Genomic DNA, 1,675 nt, shown 5'->3' with positions numbered 1-1,675 from the left:
CGGAAGCACACGCCAAACGCAACCTGTTTCCGCTAGCTCTCATCGCCTTAGAGGAGATGACGCAGCAGGGAAGTTTCGTTGGGCCTTGGGAGTTCCACGGAGTGGGAGCGCTTGCCGAGACGACGATCCCGTTGGGCCGCGGTCATAAGCTCAATCTGCACGCCAAGATGACCGAGGCCGAATACGAAGCCTTCATGCACAAGGTCGATGTCGGATTGAGCCTGATGTATGCACCCCATCCAGGTCTGGTAGCCTTCGAAATGGCCTCGATCGGCGCGCGGGTGGTCACGAACACCGTCGATGGTCGCTCGGAGGCGCATCTACGCGGATTGTCAGAAAATATCATTCCCTGCGAGCCGACCATATCCGGTATTAAGCAGGCTTTGACCGAGGCGATAGAGAGCTTGCACGACTTTTCAGGTCGAGTACGTGGCATGCGGATCAACCGTTCGCATGGCGTGAAAAGTTGGTCTGAGGTCTTCAATGATGAGTTCTTCCAATGTGAGATGGACGGCTTTCTCGGAACCGATCAGCAGATTGTGTCTGAAAAGACGAGTTGAAGGCGGCACGCCCGTGATCTTTCATTCTGGTTGCTAATTCTCGCCAGCATCGCTGCGTCCGGCGCGAACAGCGGCCGATAAGTCAGTTGCTGCCTGGGAAGCGGCTAAATCTCGCGTGAACGGCCGGTTTGTGAGGAGTCGGAAAAAATTCATGGACGTTGAACCACCGAAGCCGTCCCAAGCCGGGGTGGGAAGCGAACGGTCCAGCCATCCCCTTTTCAGTTCGCGGATGCTCCGTGAGAGGTGCCTGTTCCACAGGCGCTGAGCCAGGATTGACAGCTGGCATCCGCTCCAGGCCTAGGCCCGCATTGCAGGTGAGTAGTGGTGGAGGCACCGCTGATCAACTCTGGCGCGGCCCTAGTCGTCCAGAAACCCCTTTTTTCAGCAACAGGAGTATATCGATGTCCGCCACCGTCACTGTCGCCTGCAAGCTTCCGCACGGCCTCGTCCTGCGCCTCCATGAGATGATCGAGCAGAATGAGCCAACCGCCGGCGGCAGCTTTCGCAAGGTGAAGCGCGCCCAGGTCATCGGCGAGCCGATCGTGCTGAAAGGCTACGGCCGTCGGTTCGATCGCCGCACCGAGCAGGCTCCGTCAGCGCAGACCAGCAGCTACGCCCTGACCTATGGCGTCGACGCCGACTTCTTCAAGAAGTGGCACGCTCAGAACCATGACCTCGACGCGGTCACCGACCATGACCGAGCGCCTTTTTCGGTCCCGCGAAAGATCAGACCAAATTGGTCTTCCAGAATTCAGAGCGCCGGTGCATTGTCGTCCGCAAATTCAACCTCTCTGATGAAGGCAATTTTGGCAACAGGGTAAAGAAAGGTGGGTTGATGATGTTAGATGTGCTTCGCCGCCGACTCGCAAGGAATTTCGCGCGACCCAGGCCGTGCTCGGTACACGCCGAAAGTCAAAAAACGGACGGCGCTGCCGCAGAAGCTCAATTGGGTGTTGCGCCGCTACCAACCGCCGCCAGAGACGCCGCAAAGCCTGAAGGAACCTCGACAGATCCGAAGCCGATCGGACTTTTGCCGGTCGACCTAGCCGATCTGAGTAACGAAAATTTCGACCTGATCGCGAAGACCGTGTCTTCAGTCGTCCGCCACGCTATTC

Annotated in this window: 2 protein-coding genes; both read left to right on the top strand. The window is 58.0% G+C overall.

What is annotated here, in order from left to right; translation table 11 throughout:
* Nucleotides 1-560: rhamnosyltransferase WsaF family glycosyltransferase (locus ACXJ7R_RS31915; RefSeq protein ID WP_457155286.1), on the top strand; the 560-nt coding region annotated here is incomplete at its 5' end.
* A 401-nt stretch (nt 561-961) separates the two neighbouring features.
* Entirely contained in the window at nt 962-1,381 is a 420-nt protein-coding gene (locus ACXJ7R_RS31910; RefSeq protein WP_457155285.1) for a hypothetical protein, read from the top strand.
* The last annotated feature ends 294 nt before the right edge of the window (nt 1,382-1,675 follow it).

The organism is Mesorhizobium sp. P5_C1, from assembly GCF_054049815.1.
This window is presented reverse-complemented; position numbering and strand designations above follow the sequence as displayed.

Excerpts from the sequence above, each read along its gene's own strand:
- ACXJ7R_RS31910 (WP_457155285.1), top strand. The coding sequence starts at position 962 with ATGTCCGCCACCGTCACTGTCGCCTGCAAGCTTCCGCACGGCCTCGTC.